The organism is Streptomyces sp. NPDC059851 (genome assembly GCF_042732005.1).
In the GTDB taxonomy this organism is placed as follows: Bacteria; Actinomycetota; Actinomycetes; order Streptomycetales; family Streptomycetaceae; genus Streptomyces.
The window spans coordinates 1-15711 of record NZ_JBHWJJ010000170.1; the positions used below are offsets into that span (position 1 = coordinate 1).

The following is a 15711-nucleotide window of genomic DNA, read 5'->3' on the forward strand; positions in this document are numbered from 1 at the left end:
TGCCGCGACCGGTCACGAAGTCGCGTGCCCGGTCCACCAGACCGGCGCCCGGCGCGAGGAGCTTGCTGGCCATGGGGGTGCTCGGGGCGGCGGGGTGCGGGCGGGTGGGGGCCATGGCCTTGGCACGGCGGATCTTGTCCCCGAGATCGTCCAGCTGTTCGGCGGTGCAGGCCCTCCTGAGCATCGGGAAGAGGTTGCTCTCCTCGTCCTGCACGTGATCGGCGACCTCCTCCATGAGCTGCTGGAGGAGCGGACTCATCTGCGCGTCCTCGGTACTCATCTTCTCCAGCTGCTTGAGGATCTTCTCCACACGACCGTGGTCCTCGATCTCCTTGTCCGCCATCCGCCCGCCGCCCTCGACGTGCTCGCGCACCGCCGGGTAGAGGTACTGCTCCTCGGCGACCGAGTGCCGCACCAGCTCGATGGTGACCTCGTCCACGAGATCACGGAGCTCCTGCCCCGTGCCGCTCATGGCCTGGATGCGGCTGAACATCTCCTCCACCTCCCGGTGGTCGGCCATCAGCTCGTCGATCACGTTGCCGCCGTGCCCCATGTCGCCTCCATGTCCGTCCGGGCGGGCCTCTCCCACCCGGCACCCATGGGTTCCCCGCAGGATGCCGGGGCGCCCGCTCGTGGGCCGCGTCTCACCCGGTCGGACGGAAGGGCCCCCACGACAGGCCCTCGTGCACCCACGGGCGTGCTCGACGCAGTGCGAGCAGCCGTCTCCGGCGCGCTGCAGGCGTTGCCGTGCGGAGAGGGGGTAGGCGCGGCCGGTCCGGACTTTGCACCGTTGTGAGGAGGCGTGATGAAAGCCGTGACCTGGCAGGGCCGCCGCGACGTGCGGGTGGTGACGGTTCCGGATCCGCAGATCGTCGATCCCACCGATGCGGTGATCGAGGTGACGACGACCGGACTGTGCGGCTCGGACCTGCACCTGTACGAAGTCCTGGGCCCCTTCCTGGACCCGGGGGACATCCTGGGCCACGAACCGATGGGGGTGGTCACCGAAATCGGACCCGACGTGAAGACGCTCAAGCCGGGCGACCGGGTCGTCGTCCCGTTCAACATCTCCTGCGGCACCTGTTTCATGTGTGCCCGGGGTCTGCACTCGCAGTGCGAAACCACCCAGGTTCGCGAGCACGGCACCGGAGCGAGCCTGTTCGGCTACACCAAGCTGTACGGTCAGGTACCGGGCGGGCAGGCCGAGTACCTGCGGGTACCGTTCGCCGACACCCTCCCGATCCCCGTGCCGGACGGGCCGGTGGACGACCGGTTCGTATACCTTTCGGACGTTTTGCCGACCGCGTGGCAGGCCGTCGCCTACGCCGACCCTCCTCCCGGAGGCAGTGTCGCCGTGCTCGGCCTGGGCCCCATCGGTGACATGTGCACCCGCATCGCCGCGCACCAGGGGGTGAGGGTCATCGGCGTCGACCTGGTGTCCGGCCGTCTGGCGAGGGCGGCGGAACGCGGCGTGGAAGTGTTCGACCTGGCCAGGCTCGGAGACGGCCTCGCCGATGCCGTGCGGGAGGCGACCGGGGGTCGCGGACCGGATGCCGTGATCGACGCCGTCGGCATGGAGGCCCACGGCAGCGCCCTGGCCAAGGCGGCCCAGACCGCGACCGGGATCCTGCCCGACGCCCTGGCCGCTGCCCTGATGAAGAAGGCGGGCGTCGACCGGCTCGGGGCCCTGTACCTGGCCATCGACCTCGTCCGCCGCGGCGGCACCATTTCCCTGTCGGGCGTGTACGGCGGAACGGCCGACCCGATGCCACTGCTGACCATGTTCGACAAGCAGATCCAACTCCGCATGGGACAGGCCAACGTCCGGCGCTGGGTCGACGACCTGATGCCGCTGCTGACCGACGGTGATCCCCTCGGTGTCGAAGGCTTCGCCACCCACCACCTCCCCTTGGACGAAGCCCCCGACGCTTACGCGAACTTCCAGAAGAAGCGCGAGAACACCGTCAAGGTCCTCTTCCGCCCCTGACCCCCGCGGCCGCGGCCGTGGCCGCGGCACGCAGGGAGGCGTTCGAGCCGACGAACTCGGTCCCGGCCCCGACGAGCCGGAGGAGGGCGACGACGAAGAGCTGGAGGAGGGCGACGACGTGCGCCCCGGGTCGGCGGTGGTGATGGTCGACGACCCGGGGGCGCGGGTGCTCAGTAGCCGGTGCTGCCGTAGATCCGCTGGCCGGCGTACGTGCCGCCTTGGCAGTACCAGTAGCCGCTGCTGTGCTTCACGGGGGAACCGCCGCCGTACTTGCAGTCCGCCCAGGACACCTGGGGCGCGGCCGCCTCGGCCGCGGTGGACGCGGTGACGCTCATTCCTGCGAAGGCCAAGGTAGCGAGGGCCAGGCCGAGCAGTCGTCGAACGCGCATGGCTTGCTCCTCTCGGGGTTAGCCCGTTCGGGTCTTTCCAGGATGGCTGCGCGACGTGTCCATGAGCACGTGTGGTTACTCCAAGCGGGTGAACCTTCGAAGGTGGGGTGCTGGGCGGGTAGGGCCTCACGCGGAGCCGAAGCGGTGCCAGACCCGGTGCGCCGGCAGCAGGCCGGCGAGTCGGCCGAAGGCCGCGAGGCCGTCCGCGCCCAGTTCGACGCCCTCCGCGGCGGCGGGGACGCCCGCGGCTTCCAGGAGCCGTTCGGCGCCGTTCCAACCGGCCACGGCCTTGCCGTGCCGGTACGCCTCGCTGAGCAGGAGCACCAACCGCGGGTCGGCTCCGTCCGCCTGCGGCACCGCGGCCTCGGCGTCGTGGGCGTCGATCGCGTCCGCCGCGGGTCCGGGGCAGCCGGAGACCAGCAGCGCGTCGTACTCGACCGAACGGGCGGTGGCGAAGGTGCGCTGGACCGGGAGGCCCCCGTCGCCGTCGGGGCCGACGCTGCCGCCCGTGGGCGCGATGACCAGGGGCACCATTCCCGCCTCGCCGATCGCGTCACGTACGGCCCGGACCTCGTCGAGGTCCCCGGTGCCGTCCGTGACGATCCCGATGACGCGGCCCTCGACCGGCCAGGTCCGGCCGACCTGGGAGAGGGCCGGACTGGGTTCGACGTCGGCCAGCGGCTCCGTGGCGGCGGGCGCGGGCAGCCCGAGGCCGGCGGCGACCCGGGCGCACAGCTCGTCGTCGATGTTGGCCAGCACGGTCAGCTGCCGTTCCCTGATGGCCTGCTCGTGGCACTTGCCGAGCTCGAAGGTGTACGCGGCGATGATGTGCCGGCGCTCCGGTTCGGACATGCTCAGCCAGAACATGCGGGGCTGGCTGTAGTGGTCGGAGAAGGAAGCCGCCGCCTCGCGGACCTTGCCCGCCTCCGGGACGGTGACGGGCGTCTCGACGTACGCCCCCGTTTCCGCGCCGGCGAGGAAGGGGCAGCCGCCGTCGAGGCTGTTGGGGTGGTAGGGGGCGACGCCGGTGTGCACGGCGGTCTGGTGCATGCCGTCGCGCAGCATGTCGTTGACGGCGGCGTGCGGGCGGTTGATCGGGATCTGGGCGAAGTTCGGGCCGCCCAGCCGGCTGATCTGCGTGTCGAGGTACGAGAAGAGCCGCCCCGCGAGCAGCGGGTCGTCGGTGATGTCGATGCCGGGGACGAGGTGGCCGGGGTGGAAGGCGACCTGTTCGGTCTCGGCGAAGAAGTTCTTCGTGTTGGCCGTGAGGGTGAGCAGGCCCACGGGCTGCACCGGCGAGCGCTCCTCCGGGACGATCTTGGTCGGGTCGAGGAGGTCGACGCCCTCGAACGTCTGCTCGGGCGTATCGGGGAAGACCTGGATGCCCAGCTCCCACTGGGGGAACGCGCCCGCCTCGATCGCGTCGAAGAGGTCGCGGCGGTGGAAGTCCGGGTCCATGCCGCTGATCATCTGCGCTTCTTCCCACACCAGGGAGTGCACGCCGAGCTTCGGTTTCCAGTGGAACTTCGCGAGCGCGGTGCCGCCCCACGCGTTGACCAGACGGAACGTGTGTACGCCAAAGCCTTCCATCATCCGGTAGGAGCGCGGAATGCCGCGGTCCGACATGTTCCACAGTGTGTGGTGGGTGGCTTCGGTGTGGAGGGAGACGAAGTCCCAGAAGGTGTCGTGCGCGCTCTGTGCCTGTGGGATCTCCCGGTCGGGGTGCGGCTTGCCCGCGTGGATGACGTCGGGGAACTTGACGGCGTCCTGGATGAAGAACACCGGGATGTTGTTGCCCACCAGGTCGAAGGTTCCCTCGTCGGTGTAGAACTTCGTCGCGAAGCCGCGGGTGTCCCGTACGGTGTCGGCCGAGCCCCGCGAACCGAGCACGGTGGAGAACCGCACGAAGACCGGGGTCTCGGCGTCCTTGGCGAGGAATCCCGCCTTGGTGACCTCGGTCGCGGCCCCGTACCCCCGGAATACTCCGTGGGCCGCTGCGCCCCGGGCGTGGACGACGCGCTCGGGAATCCGCTCGTGGTCGAAGTGCATGATCTTCTCGCGCAGGTGGTGGTCCTGCAGCAGGACCGGACCGCGCGGACCAGCCTTCAGCGAATGGTCGGTCTCGTACAGTCGCACCCCCTGGGCGGAGGTCAACCAAGCACCGCTCTGGGCGTTGCGGGCCTGCGCGGAGCCGGTCGGCTGCCCCGTGGGACCGACCGTCTCCGGCCCCTCCTGGTCCGCCTTGGGCGGCAGCGGCTCGGCGGGCTCGGTCGGTTCGGGCACCTCGGGCGTCTGCGGCCCGGGCTTGCCCGGTACGGGTGAGGCTCCGCCCGCATCGGCGGCGGAGTGCACGGCAGGGTCGTCGGCCATGATGGGCTCCAAGGGATCCGGGTCTCTGGTGCGGCGGCACGGTCCCGGCCGCCGCGAGTCGTCCCCGAGCGCCTGCCCTGGCCCGGCTGCCCGATGCACGGACGCGTGCTTTCGCGGGCGGGGGCCCGTCAGCCGGACGCCCGGCGCGGAAACCGCACCCCACCCCCCAGGCCTTCACCGCCCCGGGCGAGGAGCACACGACACCACCGGGCCGGCCCCCTTGCCCCGGGCGCCGGGGGGAAGGGGGGCCGGTCGGTTCTGCGCGGCAGCGCGCGGGTCAGTCGGTGGAGAGGGCTTGGAGGAGGTCGCCGACCTGGGGGTCGGGCAGGGCGCGGGCGACGTCGGCCTGCGCGACGATGCCGACGAGGGTGTGTCCGTCGATGACGGGCAGCCGGCGGACCTTGTGTTCGGTCATGGTGCGCAGGATCTCGGCCGTGTCGTCGTCCGCGCCGATGGTGACGGCCTCGCCCTGGGCGAGCTCCCCCGCCTTGACCTGGCCGGGGTCCTTGCCCTGTCCGAGGGCCTTCACGACGATGTCGCGGTCGGTGAGCATCCCCTTGAGCTTGTTGTCGGTGCCGCAGATCGGCAGGGCGCCCACTCCGAGCTCGGTCATCTTCTTCGCCGCTTCCAGGAGGGTCTCTTCGGCTCCGATGCAGGTGGCGTCAGGCGTCATGATCTCGCGAGCAGTGGTCATGGCAGTCTCCGGATTCCTCAGGGCCCGGAGCCGGGCGGCTCCCGGGCCGTCTCGTCGGACTCACGCCGCGTCTTCCCCGGCGAACGGACGTGCAAGCGCGTGCCCGAGCACGCGGCGCCCGGGGGCAGCCACGCGTAGCGTCGCGGACCGCGACGGCCCCGCTGCGGACACCGAGCGGTTGCTGCCCGGCGGATGCCGGCACCGCGCCGAACCCCGCCGCACCCGGCGGTTCTTGTGAGCAACCCCACGAGAGGCGCATCGTGCCTGATGGGGTGGGGGTTCGGCGGACGGGGGCGGGACCGCGCGGGCGGTGGCTCGCCTGTGGGTGCGGTTCGTCTGCCACGATGTTGCGCCGGGGACGCCCCACCGCGGCGCGCACCGATCCGGTGCACCCGCCCGGCCCGAGCGGCCGCCCCGAAGACAATCGCCGCCTCCGCCGGCTCAGCCTGCGCTCGTCCGGGTATCCCACTGTGACTTCCTCCGCCTCGCCCTCCCCCGTGCCCGTTTCCGTGAACCGCTCGCCCTGGCGTTCCCTGCGTTACGCCAGCATGCGCTGGTGGTCGGTGGCCAACTTGGTGTCCAACGTCGGGACCTGGATGCAGTTGACCGTCCAGAACCTCCTGGTGTTGCAGCTCACCGGTTCGGCCGCCGCGACCGGACTTTCCATGTCCGTGCAGGCGGCGCCCGGCCTGCTGATGGGGCTGGCCGGTGGTGCCGCCGTGGACCGGTGGCCGCGGAAGCTGACCGCAGCGGTGAGCCAGGCGCTGCTGGGCGCCGTGGCCTTCACCACGGCCGTGCTCGTGGCCCTGGACCAGTTGAACCTCGGGGTGCTGATGGCGTTGGCGGCCGTCACCGGGCTGATCGCCACGGTCGACGGTCCCGCCTGTGCGCTGCTCGGGAACGACCTGGTCCGGCCGGAGGACGTCCCTTCCGCGATCGGCGTCGGCTCCCTGGTGCACAACGCGGGCCGGTTGGCGGGCGCGGCGCTCGGCGGCGTCACCGTGGGCTTCCTCGGCACGGCCGCCGCCTACACCGCCAACGGGCTGTCGTTCCTCTTCGTCGCCGCCGTGATCCCGTTCCTGAAGCCGGCCGTTTCGTCCGTGTCAACCGGGTCGGCCGTGTCGGCCGGGCCTGACATGTCGGACGGGCCTGCCGCGTCGGACGGGCAGGACCGGCAGGGAGGGGAGCCCGCCCCCGCGTCGACTCCGGCGCAGAACCAGGGGATGCGGCAGGGCCTGGCCTTCTTCCTCAGCCGCCGGCGGCTGGTCGCCCTCGCCGGTATCGGAGGCGTCAGCGCCCTGTTCGGCCGCAACTACGGACTGACCCTCGTCGTGCTGGTCACCGGGCCGCTCGCGGGCGACGCCGCAGCCTTCGGCGTGGTCTCCACCGTCCTGGCGGCCGGCGGCATCGTCGGGGCCGTACTCGGCGCCCGGCTGCGCCGGCCGACGGTCCGACTGGTCGGGATGCTGGCGGCGGGCGGGGCACTGCTCCAGGTGTTGGCCGGGCTTTCGCCCTCCCTCGCGGTGCTGCTGGTGCTCGTCCTGCCGATGGCGGTCGCGGAGTCGGTGTCCGAGACCGCCACCACCACCGTGCTGCAGACCGATCCGCCCGCCCCCATGCGGGGCCGGGTGCTCGGGGTCTGGGGAACCGTCCGCACCGTGTGGGGCCTTGCGGCCCCGGTCACGTTGGGTCTGCTGATGGAACTGGCCGGAGCCCGGGGAGCGCTGGTCCTCGGCGGCCTGGTCGTCGCCGCCGCCCTCGGGTCCGGTTACCTGCTGGGGGGCCGCCGCCGAACGCCGGGGCCGGTGGTGCTGCTGCCGGAGGACAAGGACGCCGCCGCGCTGCGGCCGGGACTGCGTCCGGCCGCCTGATCCCGCCCGTGCAGGGCGTCCACCGCGTCGAGGACCTCGGTCACGGTGATGCGCAACAGCCTCGGGTCGGGGCTCGCCGCGTGGGCGTCCCCCGGACGCAGCGGGTCGTCGGCCGGACCGGGGTGCCACAGGGCGGTGTGGCGGCCGCCGGGCGGCGGTCCCCACAGCCGGGGGGCGACCGGGCCGAACAGGACCACGGACGGCGTGCCGAGGGCCGAGGCCAGGTGGGCGAGGCCGGTGTCGCCGACGACCACGCACCGGGCCGCCGCGACGAGCGCGGCCAACCGCGGGAACGGTACGTCGTGCTCGCCGCCCAGCACCGATCCGGGCGGCAGGCCCGCCTGCTCGGCGACCCGCCGGGCCAGCGGACCCTCGCCCGCGCCGGCCGTCACCACCACCCGGTGCCCGGCACGGTGGACGGCGCGGGCCACGGCGGCGAACCGGTCGGCCGGCCAGCGGCGGGCGCCCGCGTCGGCTCCCGGGTGGACCACGGTCGCGCCGGGTGCCGGGGAGGGGCCGGGCGGGGCCGGGATGCGCAGGTCAGCGGGATGGGCGGCGATGCCGTACCAGCCGAGCAGCCTGCACCAGCGCTCCCGTTCGTGTTCCTCGGCGTGCCAGGGCGGGCCGGCGATCTCGGGGGTCCCCGGGTGGTGGAAGGCGAACAGACGGCGGGGGCGGAGCCGCTGGAGCAGCAGGTGGCTGGGCGGGCCGTTGCCGTGGAGGTCGACGGCCAGGTCGGGCGGCGGGCCGGTCCAGGGCAGCCGGCCCGGTACGGCCCGCCCGGGGGCGGTGGTGGGCAGCAGCCGGTCCACGAGGCCGGTGGCGGCGGCCACTGCGGTCAGCCGTGCCGGGGCGGCCAGCACGATCTCGTGACCGGGCAGTTCCCGGCGCAGGGCGCGCAGAGCGGGTACGGCGGTCAGCAGGTCGCCCAGCCCGAGCGCGCGCAGCACCAGCGCGCGCGGCGGAACGTGCCCTGCGAACGGGCCGGCTTCCGCGGCTCGGTCCGCCGGCGCGGCGGCTGCCCCCGGCGTGGCCTTCACGACGTGGCGGAGCGGGCCGCCCGCCGGGCCAGACCGGTGGTGGAGCGGCCCTGGAGGTAGGGCAGGACGACGGCCTGCCCGCCCCACCGGCGCAGGGTCCCGGCCTCGGGCAGGTCGTCGACGGAGTAGTCGCCGCCCTTGACCCAGATGTCCGGCCGCAGCTCTTCCAACAGCGCTTCGGGGGTGTCCTCGTCGAAGGACACCACCGCGTCCACGCTCCCCAGCGCGCTGATCACCCGGATCCGGTCGGGGAGCGGGTTCAGCGGCCGTCCCGGGCCCTTGCGGCGGGTGAGGGAGGCGTCGGAGTTGATGCACACGATGAGGCAGTCGCCGATCCGGCGGGCGCTCTCCAGCAGGCCGACGTGGCCGGCGTGCAGCAGGTCGAAGCAGCCGCCGGTGGCGACGACGGTACCGCCGCGGGCCCGTACCTCCCGGGCCAGGGCGAAGGCGTCGGACGGCGGGCGGCCGGCGGGGGCCGGTTCGGCGGCCGGGTCCCACAGCGCGGGGTTGCCGGCGCCGCCGGCGGCGACGAAGGCCGCCGCTTCGGCGACGGCGCGTTCCACCGCCTCCTCCGGCAGGGCCCCGTCCGCGAGGGCGGCGGCGGAGACGGCCGCGAAGCAGTCGCCGGCCCCGCAGGGGTCGCCTTCGGCCCGGTAGGGGGCGGGAAGCAGCATGGGGGTGGCCGTGGCCGGCCGGGTCAGGAGCGCGCCCCGCGCGCCGAGGGTGACGGCGACGGCGGCGGCCCGCCAGCGTTCGGCCAGGGTGCGACCGCGCCGGGCGTCGTCGGCGAGGGCGGTGCCGGAGTCGGGCAGCAGGGCGCGGGCCTCGGCCGCGTTGGGGGTGACCAGGCGTGCGGCGGCGACCGGGGCGTCCCCCCGGGGGTGCGGGTCCCACACCAGGGGAACGCGCCGGGCGGCCGCCGCGAGTTCCGCGCGTACGGCCCGGGCCGTGTGCCGGCCGTAGTCGGCGACGAGCACCGTGCCGGCACCGGCGAGCGCCTCGCGGACGGCGCCACCGGGGGTGCCGGGCCGTCCTCCGCCCCGGTCGATGCGCACCAGGGGACGGCGGCCTGCCAGGACCCGCGTCTTGACCGGCAGCGTTCCTTCGAACGGGAGTTCCACCAGGGTGACCCTGCCGTGCAGGGCGCGGCGGACGGTTTCGGCGGCTGCGTCCCGGCCCAGGGCCGTGACCAGGACCACCTCGCGGCCGCCGCGGGCCGCGAGCGCGGCGGCGAGACCGGCTCCACCGGGGCGGGAGCGGTCGCTGCGCACGTCGACCACGGGGGCGGGGGCGTCGGGGGCGAGCCGGCCCGCGTCGCCTTCGATGTCCTGGTCGAGGAGGGTGTCGCCGACCACCACCAGGGGCCCGATGGCAGTCATTCCGGCCTCCTGCGGGCCGCGGCCGCGGCCGAGGCCCGGGGGCCGGCGGGCCCGCGGGGGGCGCGCGCGACCTTCGGGGACGTCGCGGGGTGCGTGGCGAGGGCCGTGTCGAATTCCTCGCAGAGCAGGTGTACGGCCACCAGGTGGGCCTCTTGGACGGTGGCGGTCCGCGGGGCGTCGATGCACAGGGCCTCGTGGACGGCCTCGGCCAGCGGGTTGGGTCCCTGGCCGGTGAGGGCCCACACGCGCAGTCCGGCCGCGCGGGCCGTGTCCGCGGCCGAGATCAGGTTGCGGCTGCGGCCGGAGGTGGAGAGCAGCACGAGGACGTCGCCGGGACGGCCGTGCGCCGCGACTTGGCGGGCGAAGACGTGGTCGAAGCCGTAGTCGTTGCCGATGGCGGTGACGCTGGAGCTTTCGGCGTGCAGGGCGATCGCCGAGTAGGCGGGCCGGTCCTGCTGGTAGCGGCCGACGAGCTCGGCCGTCAGGTGCTGGGCCTGGGCGGCGCTACCGCCGTTGCCGGCGGCCAGCAGCCGGCCGCCCGCCGGGAGCACGGCGGCGAGTTCACGGCCCCACCGGGAGAGCCGGTCGAGTCCGGTGCGGCGGAACCCGTCCAAGGCGTCCTGGAGGGACTGGCAGTGCCGGTGGGCGTCTTCGAGTGCGTGGTGGTCGCTCATGGGCCGTGCGGGCGGCCGCCCCGGACGGGGTGGTTGCGCCCGTACCTCCTTCGGTGACTTCGTGGGCGGGGGCCCGGGCCGGGTGGGCGGGGGCCTGCGGGTCAGGCCACCACGGCCGGAGCCGGCCGGGCGGCGAGCACCGAGCGGTAGACGGTCTCGGTGGCGGCGGCGACGTGGGCCCAGCTGTAGTGGCTGAGGACCCGTCGGCGTCCCGCCGCCCCGCAGGCGGCGCGCAGCGCCGGGTCGGCCAACAGGGCCGCCACGCCGGCGGCGAGCGCACCGGGGTCCCGGGGCGGCACCAGCCGGCCGGTCAGCGGGTCGGACACCGTGTCGAGCTGCCCGCCGACCGCGCTGGCGACGACGGGCCTGCCGCAGGCCATGGCTTCGAGCGGGACGATGCCGAACGGCTCGTAGTCGCCGGGGCACAGGACGACGTCGGCGCTGCGCAGCGCGGCCGCGACGTCGGGGGCGGAGAGCCCGCCGGTGAAGCGGACCCGGTCGGCGACCCCGACGTCCTCGGCGATGCCGCGCAGGCGCCGCACTTCGGGGTCGGAGTCGAGGCGGGCGAGGGGCGGGCCGCCGACCACCAGGAGTTCGGCGTCGGGCAGCAGGGGAAGCGCACGGACGGAGACGGCGGCGCCCTTGCGGGGCACCAGGCGGCCCAGTTGGAGGAGCCGGTGGGGGTGGCTGCCGCGTGCCGCCACCGGCCCCTCCGGCGTGAACCGGTCGGGGTCGACACCGCACGGCACCACGTCCGCGCGGTCCGCGGCGATGCCCAGGCGGGAGAGTTCGGCGACCTCGTCGCGGCAGGTGGCGATCACCCGGTCGCAGCGCAGCCCGACTTCGCGTTCGCAGCCGATCCGGACGGGTGGGCTGGTGTCGGCGCGGCCCTGGTGCCTGCGCTTGACGCTGCCCAACGCGTGGTACGTGTGGACCAGCGGCAGCCGCAGTTCCCGGGCTGCCTTCAGCGAGGCCAGTCCGGACATCCAGAAGTGGGAGTGGATCAGGTCCGGCGCCCGGTCCTGCCACAGGTACGTCAGGTACGTGCCGAACTCGGACATGTGCGGCAGCAGTTCGTCCTTGGGGATCTGTTCCGGCGGGCCGGCGGGCACGTGGTGCACCTCGACGCCGGCCCGCAACCGCTTGCGTTCGGGCAGGTCACGGGCGTCCTTACGGGTGTAGACGGTGACCCGGTGGCCCCGGTCGGCGAGCGCGCAGGCGAGCGAGGCGACGTGGACGTTCTGTCCGCCCGCGTCGGCCCCGCCGAGCGTCGCCAGCGGGCTGGCGTGCTCGGAGACCAGGGCGACGGACAGCCGCTCGCCGGATCCGCCGCGGGAACCCCCGGAACCCAGGGGAGTCATGAGACCACCTCTCCCATCAGCTGCTCCCAGTCGTCCAGGAAGCGTTTGAGTCCGTACCGTTCGAGGGCCGCCTGCCGGGCGCGCGCGCCGTCCTCGGCGGCGGCCTGCGGATCCGCCAGGTAGCGGCGGGCCGCGTCGGCGAGCACCTCGGGACGGGTGGACAGCGTGCCCGTGCCGGGCGGGACGGCTTCGACCGACTCGGTGGTGGCGAGGACCACGACCGGCATGCCCAGGTGCATGGCCTCCAGCAGCGACAGGCCGAGCGAGGTCCATCGCACGGGGTGCAGGTAGAAACGGCGCCGCGCCATCTCCCGGTGCAGTTCGCGCTGCGGCAGATCGGCGGCGCGGCAGCGGTCGGGCGGCAGGCCCAGGTGGGCGGGGAGGCCCTCGGTGGCCATGCCGAAGACGTCCAGCGGTACCGCGCCGGCCAGTGCGGGCAGCAGGTCGGTACCCGTGTGGCGGCCGCGCCGCACCGGCTCGTTCACGACGACGGCCGCGCGCGGCAGCCGGCCCGTGTAGAGGTGGCCCGGGTCCACGATGCCGTGCTCGATCACGGCGGTGCGGGTGGTGCCGTTGTCCCAGAACAGCCGGTTGAAGTGGGTGACGTGGACGAGGGTGAGGTCGTCGCGGTCGGCACAGGGGTGCCGGGTCCGGGGCACGTCGCCGTCCGGGGCGTTGTGCTCCAGGTACACGGCGGGAAGCTCGCGGCCGGGTCGGCGGCCGCCGAGCCACCGCTCGGCGAGGTCCCGTTCGTGGGGCCGCTGGAGGACCACCAGGTCCACGGGGCTCTCGCGGAGCTCGTCCGGGGTGACCTCGCGGACCGATCCGGGCCAGTCGAAGGTGCGGGCCCGGCCGAGGCCGTCCCGGTCCCGGCCGGGGGTCACGGGGACCAGGTAGGTGTGGGGCCCCTGGACGAAGGCCGTGGTCCACGAGCCGTGCACGTGCCAGAGCAGGATGTTCATACCGGCGCTCCTTGATCCTCCGCGAGGGGGCCATCGGGTACGGCCCGGACCGGCGGTGGGCCGCCGGGGACCGGTCGGGGGTTCTTGCGGCCTCCGAGGGCGGCGACCGCCGCCACGACCTGGTCGTCGTCGATCCCGTCCAGGCACGGGTGGCCGGCGACGGGGCAGCGGCGGGCGCGGCTTCCGGCGCAGGGCGCGCCGGCGTCGCCGAGCAGGACGTGGGGGACGCCGTAGGGCCGCCAGCGTTCGGCGGGCACGACGGGCGCGAACAGGGAGGCGATCGGGGTGCTCACGGCCGCGGCCAGGTGGGCGGGTCCGGTGTTGCCGACCACCGCGACGTCCGCGCCGGCGAGGACGCCGGCCAGCTGGTGGAGGTCCTCGGTGGCGCCTCCCAGGTCGAGCCCGTGCCGGCCGGCGACCTGCGCGGTCAGGCTGCGCTCGGCCGGGCCTCCGGTCACCACCACCCGGAAGCCGGCGGCGGACAGCGCCCCGGCGGCCCTGGCGGCCCGCCGGGGGCTCCAGGCCCGGGCCGGGACCGCGGCGCCGGGGTGGAGGACCACGTACGGGCCGGCGCCGGTGAGGCGGGTGGTGTCGGGCGGCGGGTGGACGGCGAGGGTGCCGGGGTCCCCCTCGGGCAGGGCGAACCCGGCGGAGCGGGCGAGGTCCAGGGCGGCCTGGACCTCGTGCCGGCCGGGGCGCCGCCGATGGCGCAGGTCGAGGAGTGACCCGGGGTAGTCCTCGCTGTCGGCCGCCGTCCAGCCGATCCCGGCCAGTCTGAGGAGCAACGCCACGGGCAGCGGGCTCTGGTGGTGGGAGACCAGCACCAGAGCGCGGTGGTATGAGCCGCGGGCGAGGGCGTCGACGAGGCCCAGGCAGGCCTCACGGGACAGTGGGGCCGGGTCGAGCCCGACCCAGGGGGCGTCGTAGACCAGGACTTCGTCCACTCCCGGCAGCAGCCCGGCGGCCGGGGCGCCCTGCGGGCCGCAGAGCAGAGCGGTGTGCGAGGACCCGGCCGCGACGGCCCGGACGGCGGGCCCGGCCAGCAGCACGTCGCCCGCGCTGTCGAGGCGGACGACCAGGGTGCGCGGCGCGTTCACCGCTCCGCCCCGTTCCGGCCCGCCGCGAGGGCCTGCCGTACGGCGGTCAACAGGTCGGGGGCGGATTCGGGTGCCCCGGCCGTCTCCTCGGGCCGGGTCTGCGGGGTGGGCACGAGGATGCCGCGCGCGCCGGCGGCCCGGGCCGCTCCCAGGTCGGCGGCGATGTCACCGATGAGGACGGTGCGGTCGGGTCTCACGCCGAGCCGCCCGCAGGCGGCGTGTACCAGCCCGGGCGCGGGTTTGCGGCAGCCGCAGCCGTCGTCCGGGCCGTGCGGGCAGACCGCCCAGACGGCGAACGGCCCGAGCAGTTCTTCCACCCGGGCGCGCACCGCCTCGACGTGGCGACGCGTCAGCAACCCGCGGGCGACGCCCGACTGGTTGCTGACGACTCCGACGGGGATGCCCAGGGCGCGTACCGCGGCGACGGCCTCGCGGGCGGTCGGGAGCGGGGCGACCAGGTCCGGGTCCCCGTTGTAGGGGACGTCGGCGATCAGGGTGCCGTCGCGGTCGAAGAACACGGCTGCGGGAAGGGCGGCCCGGGTGCCGGACGGTCGGCCGGCTCCCGCCCCGCGGCGGCGCGCGGCGGGTCCGTCGAGGAGCCAGGGGTCCGGCGGGGCGGGGGCGGGGCCGGCTTGCCGGGCGGTGGGGCGGCCGGTCACGACGACACCGGTTCGGTGGCCAGGGCCCGCGCCGGGGGTGCTCCGGGCGGCGGGGCGGCGGGGTGCTGGGCCGTCGGGCGGGCCTTGCGGTGCACCCACAGCCCGCGCAACCAGTGCCAGGAGGCGGCGGGCGGGATCAGGACGCTGGTGGCCGCCATGGTGGTGACCTCGGCGCGGGTGCGGGGTCCTGGGGCGACGCGGGCCCAGGCGAATTCGGCGGTGCCGGCCAGCCATGCCGCCGCGCACACCGCGGCGACCCGGTGCCGGCCGAGGGCGGCGCCGCAGGCGGCCGCCAGGGCGGCGCCGGTGACCACCAGGTGCCGGGGCAGCCGGCCGCGCGGGGCGGCTGCCCGCTGCCACCAGTCCCGGCCGTGCAGCCGGTTCATGAGGACGTCGTCGGCGTTGCCGGCCTGCGTGCGCAGGGAGACCCAGCGGTCGGCGGGTCGCACCGGGTGGCTGGTGCGGCGCTCTCCGGCGGCCAGGTCCCAGCCCGCGTCGAGGAGGCGCAGCGCGAGGTCGGCGTCCTCCCGGAAGGCGCGGCGGAAGCGTTCGTCGAAGCCGCCGACGGATTCGAGGGCCTCTCGCCGGTAGGCCAGGTCGGCGGTGATCCAGCGGGCGGTGGCCAGGCCCGCGGTGTTGCGTTCCCAGTCGGTGGGGCGGCGGTCGGCCGGCAGCGGAACGCTGATCCGGGCGGTGACCCCGGCGGTCCGGGCACCGGCCCGGACCAGGTCGCGGGCGAGTTCCTCCGCCCAGGCGGGCCCGGGGACCACGTCGTCGTCGAGGAAGACGATCCAGGGGACCGGCCCGGCCGCCCGCCAGCCGGCGTTGCGGGCCGCGGCGGGGCCGCGGGCGCCGCCGGTGACGACGGTGGCGACCGGACGCAGGACGTCCGGGACGTACAGGGCGGGGGCGTGGGGGTCCGGGTGGCCGGCCGTGGTGCGGGCGGTCCGGTCGTCGACCAGGACCAGCCGGGACGGCAGCGGGCCGTGCGACCGGACCAGTGCCTCCAGGCAGGCCCGGAGGCTGGGGCGGCCGAGGGTGGGGACCACGACGGCGTAGTCCGGTACGGCCGGCTGCTCGTCCGCATCGACCGGTGCGGGTCGGGCGGGGCGGGTCATCACGTCCACCCTTCGTCTGCGGGGCCGGCGGGGCCGCCGGAGCCCGAGCGGAACAGCGCCCCGCGGCGCACGGCGTACGGGCCGATGGCGAGCAGGTCCACGGGGGAGGC

General features: G+C 75.2%; 14 protein-coding genes. 2 read left to right on the plus strand and 12 right to left on the minus strand.

Translation table 11 applies throughout. The features are described 5' to 3' along the window. Window positions 1–553: hemerythrin domain-containing protein (locus tag ACFV7Q_RS34780; RefSeq protein WP_385434878.1), on the minus strand; the 553-nt coding region annotated here is incomplete at its 3' end. Window positions 554–805: 252 nt separating this feature from the next. Between ACFV7Q_RS34780 and ACFV7Q_RS34785 the strand changes: the two genes are divergently transcribed. After that, the gene (locus ACFV7Q_RS34785; RefSeq protein WP_385434880.1) at window positions 806–1987 is read left to right on the plus strand and encodes an alcohol dehydrogenase catalytic domain-containing protein; all 1182 of its coding nucleotides are present in this window, start codon (window positions 806–808) and stop codon (window positions 1985–1987) included. Between the two features lie 170 nt (window positions 1988–2157). Here ACFV7Q_RS34785 and ACFV7Q_RS34790 read toward each other — a convergent pair whose 3' ends face one another. From ACFV7Q_RS34790 to ACFV7Q_RS34800, 3 genes are all read right to left on the minus strand, one after another. Continuing rightward, a complete protein-coding gene (locus tag ACFV7Q_RS34790) occupies window positions 2158–2376 on the minus strand; it encodes a hypothetical protein (protein ID WP_385434882.1) in 219 nt (72 codons plus the stop codon). 126 nt (window positions 2377–2502) lie between these two features. Next, window positions 2503–4746 (minus strand): catalase, encoded by a 2244-nt coding sequence (locus ACFV7Q_RS34795; protein ID WP_385434884.1) that lies wholly within the window; start codon window positions 4744–4746, stop codon window positions 2503–2505. A gap of 277 nt (window positions 4747–5023) precedes the next feature. Continuing rightward, window positions 5024–5440, minus strand: coding sequence for a CBS domain-containing protein (locus ACFV7Q_RS34800; protein ID WP_385434886.1), 417 nt, complete (start codon window positions 5438–5440; stop codon window positions 5024–5026). A gap of 548 nt (window positions 5441–5988) precedes the next feature. Here ACFV7Q_RS34800 and ACFV7Q_RS34805 point away from each other — a divergent pair. Then, window positions 5989–7311 carry an MFS transporter gene (locus ACFV7Q_RS34805; RefSeq protein WP_385434907.1) on the plus strand — a complete coding sequence of 441 codons (1323 nt, stop codon included), beginning with the start codon at window positions 5989–5991 and terminating at the stop codon, window positions 7309–7311. Here ACFV7Q_RS34805 and ACFV7Q_RS34810 read toward each other — a convergent pair. From ACFV7Q_RS34810 to ACFV7Q_RS34845, 8 genes are all read right to left on the minus strand, one after another. After that, window positions 7209–8351: a glycosyltransferase family 9 protein gene (locus tag ACFV7Q_RS34810; protein ID WP_385434889.1), complete on the minus strand. Its 1143-nt coding sequence runs from the start codon at window positions 8349–8351 to the stop codon at window positions 7209–7211. The genes ACFV7Q_RS34805 and ACFV7Q_RS34810 overlap by 103 nt on opposite strands. Then, window positions 8348–9730, minus strand: a complete 1383-nt coding sequence (locus ACFV7Q_RS34815; protein WP_385434891.1) for a PfkB family carbohydrate kinase — start codon at window positions 9728–9730, stop codon at window positions 8348–8350. The genes ACFV7Q_RS34810 and ACFV7Q_RS34815 overlap by 4 nt, the downstream gene beginning before the upstream one ends. Then, on the minus strand, window positions 9727–10404 hold the full coding sequence (locus ACFV7Q_RS34820) for an SIS domain-containing protein (protein ID WP_385434893.1): 678 nt from the start codon (window positions 10402–10404) through the stop codon (window positions 9727–9729). The genes ACFV7Q_RS34815 and ACFV7Q_RS34820 overlap by 4 nt, the downstream gene beginning before the upstream one ends. Before the next feature lie 101 nt (window positions 10405–10505). Next, window positions 10506–11765, minus strand: a complete 1260-nt coding sequence (locus ACFV7Q_RS34825; protein ID WP_385434896.1) for a glycosyltransferase — start codon at window positions 11763–11765, stop codon at window positions 10506–10508. Beyond that, entirely contained in the window at window positions 11762–12727 is a 966-nt protein-coding gene (locus tag ACFV7Q_RS34830; RefSeq protein WP_385434898.1) for a glycosyltransferase, read from the minus strand. The genes ACFV7Q_RS34825 and ACFV7Q_RS34830 overlap by 4 nt, the downstream gene beginning before the upstream one ends. After that, entirely contained in the window at window positions 12724–13824 is a 1101-nt protein-coding gene (locus tag ACFV7Q_RS34835) for a glycosyltransferase family 9 protein (RefSeq protein WP_385434900.1), read from the minus strand. Before ACFV7Q_RS34835 ends, ACFV7Q_RS34830 begins: the two co-directional genes overlap by 4 nt. After that, a complete protein-coding gene (locus ACFV7Q_RS34840) occupies window positions 13821–14483 on the minus strand; it encodes a D-glycero-alpha-D-manno-heptose-1,7-bisphosphate 7-phosphatase (RefSeq protein ID WP_385434902.1) in 663 nt (220 codons plus the stop codon). Before ACFV7Q_RS34840 ends, ACFV7Q_RS34835 begins: the two co-directional genes overlap by 4 nt. Next, window positions 14480–15601, minus strand: a complete 1122-nt coding sequence (locus ACFV7Q_RS34845) for a glycosyltransferase family 2 protein (protein WP_385434905.1) — start codon at window positions 15599–15601, stop codon at window positions 14480–14482. The genes ACFV7Q_RS34840 and ACFV7Q_RS34845 overlap by 4 nt, the downstream gene beginning before the upstream one ends. Window positions 15602–15711 lie beyond the last annotated feature (110 nt).

What these genes read in the sequence shown, in the direction of transcription:
- ACFV7Q_RS34825 (WP_385434896.1), bottom strand. Translation starts at nt 11,765, where the DNA reads ATGACTCCCCTGGGTTCCGGGGGTTCCCGCGGCGGATCCGGCGAGCGG.
- ACFV7Q_RS34785 (WP_385434880.1), top strand. Translation starts at nt 806, where the DNA reads ATGAAAGCCGTGACCTGGCAGGGCCGCCGCGACGTGCGGGTGGTGACG.
- ACFV7Q_RS34805 (WP_385434907.1), top strand. Translation starts at nt 5,989, where the DNA reads ATGCGCTGGTGGTCGGTGGCCAACTTGGTGTCCAACGTCGGGACCTGG.
- ACFV7Q_RS34795 (WP_385434884.1), bottom strand. Translation starts at nt 4,746, where the DNA reads ATGGCCGACGACCCTGCCGTGCACTCCGCCGCCGATGCGGGCGGAGCC.
- ACFV7Q_RS34820 (WP_385434893.1), bottom strand. Translation starts at nt 10,404, where the DNA reads ATGAGCGACCACCACGCACTCGAAGACGCCCACCGGCACTGCCAGTCC.
- ACFV7Q_RS34790 (WP_385434882.1), bottom strand. Translation starts at nt 2,376, where the DNA reads ATGCGCGTTCGACGACTGCTCGGCCTGGCCCTCGCTACCTTGGCCTTC.
- ACFV7Q_RS34815 (WP_385434891.1), bottom strand. Translation starts at nt 9,730, where the DNA reads ATGACTGCCATCGGGCCCCTGGTGGTGGTCGGCGACACCCTCCTCGAC.
- ACFV7Q_RS34800 (WP_385434886.1), bottom strand. Translation starts at nt 5,440, where the DNA reads ATGACCACTGCTCGCGAGATCATGACGCCTGACGCCACCTGCATCGGA.
- ACFV7Q_RS34830 (WP_385434898.1), bottom strand. Translation starts at nt 12,727, where the DNA reads ATGAACATCCTGCTCTGGCACGTGCACGGCTCGTGGACCACGGCCTTC.
- ACFV7Q_RS34845 (WP_385434905.1), bottom strand. Translation starts at nt 15,601, where the DNA reads ATGACCCGCCCCGCCCGACCCGCACCGGTCGATGCGGACGAGCAGCCG.